This window comes from Eikenella sp. HMSC061C02, assembly GCF_001809035.1.
Taxonomy (GTDB): domain Bacteria; phylum Pseudomonadota; class Gammaproteobacteria; order Burkholderiales; family Neisseriaceae; genus Eikenella; species Eikenella corrodens.
Genome location: NZ_KV795578.1, coordinates 18,610 through 27,657 on the forward strand (window position 1 = coordinate 18,610; position 9,048 = coordinate 27,657).

General features: G+C 54.9%; 11 protein-coding genes and 1 tRNA gene. 1 reads left to right on the forward strand and 11 read right to left on the reverse strand.

What is annotated here, in order from left to right; all coding sequences use genetic code 11:
• Positions 1-183: 183 nt before the first annotated feature.
• Complete coding sequence (trpE, locus tag HMPREF2541_RS11265; RefSeq protein WP_070543624.1) at positions 184-1,662, forward strand: anthranilate synthase component I; 1,479 nt, start codon at positions 184-186, stop codon at positions 1,660-1,662.
• 133 nt (positions 1,663-1,795) lie between these two features.
• On the opposite strand, the gene HMPREF2541_RS11270 is transcribed toward trpE, so the two are convergent.
• From HMPREF2541_RS11270 to HMPREF2541_RS11320, 11 genes are all read right to left on the reverse strand, one after another.
• A tRNA-Ser gene (locus tag HMPREF2541_RS11270) sits at positions 1,796-1,885 on the reverse strand.
• A 272-nt stretch (positions 1,886-2,157) separates the two neighbouring features.
• Complete coding sequence (locus HMPREF2541_RS12290; RefSeq protein ID WP_070543626.1) at positions 2,158-2,658, reverse strand: hypothetical protein; 501 nt, start codon at positions 2,656-2,658, stop codon at positions 2,158-2,160.
• 64 nt (positions 2,659-2,722) lie between these two features.
• Positions 2,723-2,881 (reverse strand): hypothetical protein, encoded by a 159-nt coding sequence (locus tag HMPREF2541_RS12295; RefSeq protein WP_168161116.1) that lies wholly within the window; start codon positions 2,879-2,881, stop codon positions 2,723-2,725.
• Positions 2,882-2,996: 115 nt separating this feature from the next.
• Positions 2,997-3,506 (reverse strand): NlpC/P60 family protein, encoded by a 510-nt coding sequence (locus HMPREF2541_RS11280; RefSeq protein ID WP_070543628.1) that lies wholly within the window; start codon positions 3,504-3,506, stop codon positions 2,997-2,999.
• Between the two features lie 73 nt (positions 3,507-3,579).
• On the reverse strand, positions 3,580-3,903 hold the full coding sequence (locus HMPREF2541_RS12435) for a hypothetical protein (protein ID WP_070543630.1): 324 nt from the start codon (positions 3,901-3,903) through the stop codon (positions 3,580-3,582).
• Positions 3,893-4,282, reverse strand: coding sequence for a hypothetical protein (locus tag HMPREF2541_RS11290; protein ID WP_070543632.1), 390 nt, complete (start codon positions 4,280-4,282; stop codon positions 3,893-3,895). The genes HMPREF2541_RS12435 and HMPREF2541_RS11290 overlap by 11 nt, the downstream gene beginning before the upstream one ends.
• 499 nt (positions 4,283-4,781) lie before the next feature.
• Positions 4,782-5,411, reverse strand: a complete 630-nt coding sequence (locus HMPREF2541_RS11300) for a hypothetical protein (RefSeq protein ID WP_141744249.1) — start codon at positions 5,409-5,411, stop codon at positions 4,782-4,784.
• A gap of 11 nt (positions 5,412-5,422) precedes the next feature.
• Entirely contained in the window at positions 5,423-6,235 is an 813-nt protein-coding gene (locus HMPREF2541_RS11305; protein WP_070543640.1) for a gp53-like domain-containing protein, read from the reverse strand.
• A 47-nt stretch (positions 6,236-6,282) separates the two neighbouring features.
• Complete coding sequence (locus HMPREF2541_RS11310) at positions 6,283-8,223, reverse strand: hypothetical protein (protein ID WP_070543642.1); 1,941 nt, start codon at positions 8,221-8,223, stop codon at positions 6,283-6,285.
• On the reverse strand, positions 8,207-8,563 hold the full coding sequence (locus tag HMPREF2541_RS11315) for a hypothetical protein (protein WP_070543644.1): 357 nt from the start codon (positions 8,561-8,563) through the stop codon (positions 8,207-8,209). The genes HMPREF2541_RS11310 and HMPREF2541_RS11315 overlap by 17 nt, the downstream gene beginning before the upstream one ends.
• A 12-nt stretch (positions 8,564-8,575) precedes the next feature.
• The coding region (locus HMPREF2541_RS11320; RefSeq protein WP_141744250.1) for a phage tail tip fiber protein at positions 8,576-9,048 on the reverse strand (473 nt) is incomplete at its 5' end.

The following is a 9,048-nucleotide window of genomic DNA, read 5'->3' on the forward strand; positions in this document are numbered from 1 at the left end:
AAACTTCGCTGCGCTACGTTTTCAGGTAGCCTTTAATAGTGGATTAAAATAAAAATGATACAAGGCGGCGAGCCGCAGGGCGTACAAGCAGTACGTCAAGGCGAGCCAACGCGGTAGCATGGTGATTTTAATTCACTATAATTTTTCAGGTAGCTCTAATCCCAACCGTTTTAAATCCACACCATGATTACCCTGCAACAATTCCGCGAACAAGCTGCCGCCGGCTACAACCGCATCCCGCTGGTGCAAGAGCTGCTGGCCGATTTGGATACCCCGCTTTCCATCTACCTTAAGCTCGCCAACCGCCCTTTCAGCTACCTGCTCGAATCCGTGGTGGGCGGCGAACGTTTCGGCCGCTATTCCTTTATCGGCCTGCCAAGCCGCACCTATTTGAAAGCCAGCGGCCGGCGGGTGGAGGTGTACCACGACGGCCAAATCGTCGAGCAATACGAAGGCAACCCGCTGCCCTTTATCGAGCAGTTCCACGCCCGCTATAAAGTGCCCGAAATCCCCGGCCTGCCGCGCTTCATCGGCGGTTTGGTGGGCTATTTCGGCTATGAAACCATCTACCATTTCGAGCAGCTCGCCCACCGCCTGAAACAGCCTGCGAAAGCCGACCCAATCGGCACGCCCGATATTTTGCTCATGCTTTCTGAAGAGCTGGCCGTGGTGGACAACCTCAGCGGCAAAATCCACCTCATCGTGTATGCCGACCCGGCCGCCGACGAAGCAGACTACCTGAAAGCCCGCGAGCGGCTCGAAGCCTTGCGCGAACAGCTGCGCCAAAGCGTTGCCCTGCCGCTCTCGCTCGGCAGCGCACAAACCACACCGCAGCACGAAACCGGCGAAGCGCGCTATAAAGAATACGTGCGCCGGATCCGCCAATATATTTTAGACGGCGACTGTATGCAGGTGGTGCCCAGCCAGCGCATGAGCCTGCCCTTTGCCGACAAGCCGCTCAGCCTCTACCGCGCCCTGCGCACGCTCAATCCTTCGCCCTATCTGTTTTACTACGATTTCGGCGATTTCCACATCGTCGGCTCTTCGCCCGAAATCCTCGTGCGGCGCGAGCGTAACCAAATCACCGTGCGCCCCATCGCCGGCACCCGCCTGCGCGGCAAAACGCCGGAAGAAGATGTCGCTCAAGCCGAGAGCCTGCTGGCCGATGCCAAAGAAATCGCCGAACACGTTATGCTCATCGACTTGGGCCGTAACGACGTGGGTCGAATCAGCCAAACCGGCAGCGTGAAGGTAACCGATAAAATGGTGATTGAACGCTATTCGCATGTGATGCACATCGTGTCCAATGTGGAAGGCGAGCTCAAACCCGGCATCGGTAATATGGACATCCTCGCCGCCACCTTCCCCGCCGGCACACTCTCCGGCGCACCCAAAGTGCGCGCGCTGGAAATCATTGAAGAGCTTGAGCCGGCCAAACGCTGCATCTACGGCGGCGCGGTGGGCAACTGGAGTTTCAACAACGACATGGACTTGGCCATCGCCATCCGTACCGCGGTGATTAAAAACGGCACGCTCTACGTGCAAAGCGGCGGCGGCATTGTGGCCGACTCCGATGAAGAAGCCGAATGGCAGGAAACCCAAAACAAAGCCCGCGCCGTATTGCGCGCTGCCGAGATGGTGCAGCAAGGGCTGGATGGGTAAGCCAGGAAAGGCTACCTGAAAAAGAATAGGGCTACTTGAAAATGGAACGAAGCGAAATTTTCAGGTAGCCTTTTATCAGCCAATGGAACAGCCCAAACAAAAAACCTTCGTTTTGCAACGAAGGTTTTCAATTTGGCGGAAGCGGTGAGATTCGAACTCACGGTGGGTCTAACCCCACGACGGTTTTCAAGACCGCTGCATTAAACCACTCTGCCACGCTTCCGGTTCAAGAGCGCGAACTATACAGGATTTTTGTGGATTTTACCAGCATTATTTTTGGCAGCAGAAGAGCCTCTGATAGAAAACAGGCTGCAACGGAGTGCAGCCTGTGAGCCTATTCTTGGTGGGTCTGGCTGGTCTCGAACCAGCGACCAAAGGATTATGAGTCACGGGAATTTTCTATAACTAATTGATTTAGCTAATCTACCGCTTGCTAAAACTTTGGCTAAACCCAGCATATTAGGCTACACCTCGGCAAACTTTGTCCAAACTCTTTTATTGAGTCTGACCTGCCATAATCCTACCATACGCCTGCCACTCGGCAAGGTCGTTTCGGTAGCCGTCAGTTACCTCTGCCAATCCTGAAAGTCTTTCAGAACAGTGGCTGAATAGCTGCCAGCCTCGGGCAGCTTCCGCGCCATCAGATGCGCCGGAGGTTGTAACGGTTTGGGACACGGCGCGGCGACGTGTGTCGGCGTACTCACGCAAGCGATCACGCTCAGTACGCAAAGCAGTAATGGTAGTTTTCGCATTTTCTCTCTCCTGTTCAATCTGAGCCTGGGCCTGCGCCAACTGCGCTTGCGCCTGCCGCTCTTTCTCTAACGTGGCTTGCGTCTGCTGCTTCACGGCTTCCGCAACCTCGGCCTGTACTTTCAATTCCCCGGCTCTCTTTCCGGCTCTGTACTGGTATTCACCATAGCCGAGTAGGGCACCGATCAGTAGGGCGGCAATTCCGCCACCGGCGAACCATCGCCAGTATTTCATGACAAATCCCATTAGTTCTTCCTCATATTTAATTTGATGACACTTTTGTACATGTCACTGTGATATGTACATTCCATCAACGTTCCATTTGCTCCAACATCTGCCGGTAATTGGTCAGTTCGCGGTCCGCAATTTTCCACGTTTCATAATCTCCGGCTTCGGATGCGGCTTTGGCTTCTGCCTCCCAAGTGCCGATCATTCTCTGGCACCATTCCCACGGTAATTCTGCTTTCATTTCAAACCCCACGTTGTGGTATAATTAGACTTATGCACTTCCCCTCCCTACTCTTATACAGTATCTCTCTGGAAGTGCTGCCCCGCACCTTGTCTGCTCATGCGGGGCTTTCTCTTTAGGCTTCGTTACGGCTGACTTGACCGGTTGAGGTCAGCACTGGCAAGGTGTAGCGACCATCGGCCGGGTAGGATGGCTTGCCATCTTTGTTCGGCCATAGGTACGCCACTACACGGTCTTTGCTGAACTTGGCGATGCTGACACGATTCCCTTGATTTCCCCCCAGTACCATTAGGTACCCATCTGCGGTTACTCCGACAAGGAAGCCGACATGCCCACCACCCTGCCGCTCAAACACCACTATGCAACCGTAGGCGGGTTTCGACAGTTTGGTGGTGTTTTCCAACCAACCTTTAGCGCGGTACCAATGCTTCGGTAAATCTCGTCCGGCGGTACGGCAGCAGTAAGCAGTAAAGGTCCCACACCACGGGGTTTCATCGTCCTTCCACCAAGCACCCAAACCAATCAACCAGTTAATAATGAGCTTGTTATGCTGCTTGCCAGGAATCTCTGCCAAGCCGATATGTTTGCGCCCCTCGGCAATCCAAGGTAATTCAGGTAATGCCATTTCTAATCTCCAAAATAAAAGCCCGCGTTGTGCGGGCAAGTTCCATCTGTTCAATCATTCAGGCAGCTTGAAACTAACTGCTGCGCTGGCTCAACGGTAATTTCGATTTCTTCCTCAATAAACCATCCAACAAATGAATCCGTCGGGAGCGCACAAGGAAGTAACCGGCGGCTGCGACGTTAAAAATAACCTCTGTCCAGTTGTGAGGTTGGCCTGTTTCCACACTGTGCCCGATGACCGCGAGTGCACCTCCGATCAAACACGCATGAACCCAGAGGTCTGGGTGTCTCCATGTCCATTTTTTGACCGACAAAGCACACGCCGAGTACACAAAGATGGCGCCCATCGCCACAATATTTGTGGCCGCCAGTAAGCTAGAGATCATTTCAGGGTTCATTATTTTGTCCTCCGAGTTTGTTAATCCAGCCTGCCAACAAACGTCGCAGACTATCGTTCAGCAGTGGGGCGGCCCAAGACCAACCAAACCCTACTGCGACAGGGATTGCTGCTTTAAAAACCTCCTGCTCCAAGCCGAGACTGAGAGACAGGTAGGCGATCGCCAAAGGCGAGATAGAGCCGGCCAGCACCATACTGACGATGATGACGAGGATGCCGTTCTTTCGACTGCCCGGTTCTTTCAAACCGTGTTGCAGAGCACCTGCGACTGCACCGAGTACCAAGGCTTCCAGCGGCATACCTAATAGAGTGCCGTAGAAGCCAAACGTGCTCAGGCTAATCACATGACCTGCGGTAGTAGTTACACCTAGTGTGGTCATTTTTCCTCCTTGCTGTAGATGGCTGCCAAATCGTTGGGAGAGAATCTCCACGACTCGGACAGCCCTAAAACCCTGCCGCACCACTCGCTGCAAAACCATTTGCGCTCGTGCTGCTTCGTCTTAAAGACCACGCCTAGCGACCCAGATAAGTCATACGGCTGACCCTGTGTCTTCTCCCACAGTTGTTGGAGCCGGGCTTCAAGTTGTGTGTCGTCGGTTATGGGTATCAGGTCCCACTTTGTGCGGGGTAGAAGCATCGTCTTGCGACGTACACCGCCGTCCCGGAGACTTGCGCTGTAACAAGTGCCCACCAGGGGAGCAGGTTGATCGTCCACGGTTACGATGTGTGCCGGGTACTGAATCTCTTCCTCAATAACCGCAATCTCGCAGTGTGAGTAGCGGCCTTTAGTGAGCACTCGGGTGAGTCCGTCTGTGCAACGGGCGAGTATCGACTTCAAACTCCAACCGTCTCGGTGTCCGTGATACAAAGCTAGGTAAATCATTTGCCCACCTTTTCTAGCTCATGGAGATGCGGTTGAATGGCAGTCACAATCTCCGCCGCACGTTTATCAACTTCGGCTGCGGTTTTCAGGTTCTTGAGTTCAAGCTTCTTCATCCGTAGGGTGCCCAGTTGCTCCAGAGTGACACGAAGTTTCGCCGCTTGAGCAAGGATAATATCGGTAGCTTCTTTACCTCCTTTACCCGCAGGCTCAGCAAAGGCAGCGACTTGAGTCGGTAACTCACCCTTATAACCACCGGCTTTGTACTCGATAGCCTGCTGCTCTCGGAGTTGGTACTCCGGCCAGAAGCGGGTTACATGGCGGTAGGCTTCATCTACTAAATCGTTAATTGCCTTAGTGCCGTTGTCGATGGCTTCGGCCAGCAACTGGGAGGCGGCGGCCTTATCCAACACCCAGTCTTTACCGTTCCATTGGTGCAGATGGCTGGGAGCGAGTGGAGCCAGCACTGGCTTGCCGTCTTTACCCGGCAGGATGGTTTTACCCTGCGCTTGACCGGCCAGCAGCGTGGCATGGTATTCGGCAGTAATCTTTACCGCATCCTCCGGTAGGGTGGTATGGATTTGGTTGTCGTAAAACCCGCCAGTCGTCTTTGAGTAAAAAATAGTCATGTCTGCCTCCATTAATAACCGATGGCCAGCCAGTAGTTCGGTGATGTGTCGTTGTCATACCCATTACCGTTAATCATGGTAAAGCGGGCGTTGTCGAGGATATTCGCGTTAATACTGGTTTCTTTACTGGCAGCGCCCCACTTAGCCGAGCCCACCAGAATCAATGCCTTATTGGGGAACGCGATCGGGAAGTTTTTGGGGTCGCCGTTATCGGAAGCTAGACCCCACTGGATAATCAACCCGTTCGGCAGCTTCATGTACCCGGTTTCGGATTTCACTGCCGGCATGGCGGCGGCCAGCGCCTGAGTAACCGTTTGCGTCAGGGCTGAATCCCAATCGCTAATTTGATTGTGGGTGTGCGTATGGCTCGCCGGAGCCTTCCCGTCAGCCGCCTGCTTTGCCGCCGCCGCTTCCTGCTTCGCTGCGTTGGCTGTCTGTGCCGCACCGCTGGCCGCTTGTTGTGCAGATGTCGCCGTCTGCTGTGCGGTTGCTGCGGCCTGCTGCGCGGTAGTGGCCTTACTAACCGCCCCGCTGGCCGCCTGTTCCGCCGCCGTCAGTTTGGTTTGCAGTTGCTGTAGCTGCTGTTTCAGCGTCGCCAATTCACCAGCTGGTGCGCCGCCACCTGTTGTCTCTAGCTTCTCTACCCGCTCTGCCAAAGCAGTAGCAGCATCCTTAATCTGCTTCAACTCTTCGGCGGATGTGCCGCCGGCTGTCTTTAACTTTTCCGCAACCTCGGTAAAGTTGTCGTTACACTTCTGAAACCCAACGCGAATACTATCGCCGCCCGTCCCGTCGGGCAGGCTGCCTAAATTGACTTGCTCCATATTGTCTCCAATAAAAAAGACCCGTCAGGGTCTCAGTAGTGATGTGCCTATACCGGCAACCGGCACAAAATCCAGTTTTCCGGGACGTATTCAGGCGGCTGATAGGCTTTGCCGTCGGATTTAATCGAGACGTACTTATACACTTCCAGTTTGTCGTCACTGTGCCGGAAGCCCTGACCACCCCAGAACGGAATCTGGTCTGAGTGGTTTTCCTCTGAGGAGTTCAGCACGAGGTCAATCAAATCCATCAACGCTTTTTGCCCCGCAGTTGCAGCCTGAATCTCTTTTTGTACCTCCACGTCCCAACCGCCCCAAGTCTCAAACTCACGCTGCGACTCGGCTTCGTTGTAGCGCTCCTTCTGCATCCGTAAATCGCGACGCCGCTTGGCCGCTTCTTCGGCGGAGTAGGCAGTGTTCTCTTCGTAGGCCACCACCGGATCGAGCTTAAACAACAGATTGACGGCCCGCTGCAACTGCCAAGTATGGGTGTTCAAAAAGTTATTAAATCGGTCGAGGACGCTGGGACTACCCATCAGTTCGTCCCAAGACGGCTTGTGCTGCGGCGCATGGTAGTCCAACCCGGCCCGTTTATACACATCCGACATCCTAACCGGCACTTTACGATTCCACGGTGCCCCTTTGTAGTCGTCCGGCACCTTCGGCCCGCGTACATAAATCGGTCGATTCGACACCGAACGTTCGAATGCGCTGTGCGCCATCGTGCCGCCCACCGCGTTCATCAGTCCGCCGCCGGGCAGCTTGAACAACCCCGCAGCGCCGTGGGTCAGCATATTGCACACCTTGCTGTAGTCGTGCCCCCCCTGAACGGTGTAAATCGCCCCCTGGTTGGATTGCCCGTCAGTCCGTACCGTGATTGCCTGGCCTTTACGGATGGCCGCATTACTGGCCAATAGGCGCAGATACGGGCGGGCGTTATTCAGGACTTCGTAGCGCAACGGTTTATCTGGAGACCCTTCAAACAGTTCTGACATCTGCTGCTTGATTGTTGAATTTTCCTGCCCGATACGCTGCGCCAAGTCCTCCAAAGTGAGCGCGGAATCTGATAGAAACACATAACTGCCCCGGTCGATATAGCCCATCTCGAACGGTGAAGGCTGCTGCGTCATCCCGAACATATCGCCGGTATCGCCCACCGTCATCACAAACTTCATTGGTGCCGGTTCGTAGCGGTACACCACCAAGCCGTAAGACGGCGGCGGCTCCACAGTCGAACATTGAGCAAAGTATTCCCACGGGATGCCGGCCAGTTCGTAAAAATGCACCGTGATTTCAGTATTCGGTGACATCTCTACATACAAACGACCACCACAGCAAGAGACTAGCCCGAAGCCGTCTAATTCCGTCTGCGGGCTGTCGGTTGCACTCAAGGCGCGGCTGCGGAAAGTCATGGTCACCGGCAGTCCGGTAGCCAAGCCCCGCCCCAACTCTTGGCTTTGTGCCCAATCAAGCCGGTATTTCGGATAATCGGCCGGGCGGCCGCCGCCGTAGCGCAGTTTGTTCAGCAGCCTGGCCAGCTGCCAATCCTGCCCGGAAACCACCGAATGCACCAAACGTCTTGCCTTTTCCCATTTGGACGCATCGTAGCCGCCGCCCCAGCCGTGAATCACCGCCGGCAACAGAGGGGCGCTGTCCCGTTCTCCGCCGTACAGCGAGAACTCGAAACGCATGGTGCAGGCCGTGCGAAGCGTGCCGCCCCGGGTGCGCATCATGCCTGCTGCGTGCACCTCTGCGCCCTGGCGCAAACCGCGTTCCAGCAGTTTTTTTAGCGGCAGGTTGCGACTGGCATCGTCAATCGGCAATTCCCGCCCGTCGGCAGCCAGTACCGTCAGATTTTGCAGCGGCCTGTCCAAACCGCGCAGGCGCAGGGTCATGCTGCCGATTAATTTCGGGCAGAACAGGTTTTTTGCCAGTACATTTACCCCCTGCTCGTTATACACCGCCAGTCCGTAATCAGTTGACGTAGCCATATAAAAACTGCCTTCCTGCAAAAGCGCCCCCGTGGTGGGCGAGATTCCGATTTACCCCGCTACGGGCGTCGTAGCTGATATTCCAGCACAGCGAACTTTGGTCGAAATACACCGTGGAAGCGTGCTCAGTCCCGCTGTTAATACAGAAGGAGTGGAATATCGGCATGATGAAGATACCTTTGAATTTATCGCGCAAAGGGAAGAGGAGGTCTAAAGCCAGCCGCCCAATCGGGTCGTTACCCAGAATAATGGTTCCTTCGACCACTAACGCCGAATCCAAATTGGTATCTAATATGTTGCCGTCGTTGTCGTACATCTGAATGCCGTATTCCTCGGCCATCTCACCCTCCTATCAATCATCGCCCCAATTGGTGAGCTTACCCACCCGCACCATCACATGGCCTTTCTCGTTGCGTACAATCAGGCCGCGATAATCCACCTGCGTGCCCACCTTGCTGTTGGGGTCGGAACGCAGTTGCGCCCCGTGCTCCTTGGTCACAATGAAGCGCCCATCCGCCATATTCAACGTACCGCCCCGGATGTCCGGTGCTTCGATGGTTTGGTTGGCCTTGATGTGCCGCCCCAAAATCGAGCCATCGGCAATCAAATCCCCGTTGAAGTAGGTTTTGTCGCCGGTTACCGTGAACATCGGCAGCTTCTTGTTGTTCCACAGCACCAGCTTATCCGCCTGAATCACTACCTCAGACTGCCCGCTGGTCCCGTCCGCCAACAGCGAAATGCCGCCTACTATCTTCGTGCCGGTGCGGGTATCGGTACTCACTTTCAACGTATAGGCCGCACTCAATTTGCCGTTTAAATCGGCAA